Below are 758 nucleotides of genomic sequence, written 5' to 3' on the forward strand. Positions count from 1 at the left end.
CGGACGTTACTGACGGCCGCTGCTCTCGCGCTAGTGCTTTTTCTCTCCTTACTCACCAGAGCCTTCCAAGAAGGTAGCTACAGTTCCAACATCAAAAATGCAGCAAAGTTTTATACTGGGCTTATTCAATTGCAAAACCCTGAGTTTGGCGACTCATCTAGCATTGATGATGTGCTTCCTCAAACCGATGCCTTTATTTCAGCATCTAAAGCAAACTCGAATATCGATGTTATTCTTCCGCGTGTTGAATCTTTTGCCTTGGCGGCGAAAGGGGAGCGTTCGAAGGGTGTCATGGTTCTAGGCGTTGATCCTGAATCAGAAAATGCGTACTCCCACATTAGTGACAAATTGGTTCAAGGTGAGTTTATCGCCTCTGGGCAAAATGCGGTTTTGGTCGGTGGCGGTTTAGCGCAGTATCTTCGTTTGAAGATTGGCGATGAGTTGGTGTTGTATGGGGCCGGGTATCGTGGTCAGACGGCTGCGGGGTTGTATCGTGTCGCTGGAATTTTGCATTTCCCGTTACAGCAGTTGGATTCCCAATTGGTTTATATGCCTCTCGATACAGCTCAGACATTGTATTCACTTGATAAACAAGTGACGGCATGGGTGCTCAATACTTCAAATTTACGCGTATTGCCCAGTGTGATTGAGCAATTAAAGCGAGATTACGGCAATAGCGTCGCCGTAAAAGGCTGGCAGGAGTTATCGCCGGAGCTTTCTCAACAAATCGCATTAGACAAAGCTGGCGGGATCTTCCT

Annotated in this window: 1 protein-coding gene; it reads left to right on the plus strand. The window is 47.2% G+C overall.

Features of this window, described 5'->3' with window-relative positions; translation table 11 throughout:
• Nucleotides 1-758: ABC transporter permease (locus tag R7093_RS25230; protein ID WP_411913255.1), on the plus strand; the 758-nt coding region annotated here is incomplete at both ends.

It is taken from the genome of Vibrio sp. 1580 (assembly GCF_033340055.1).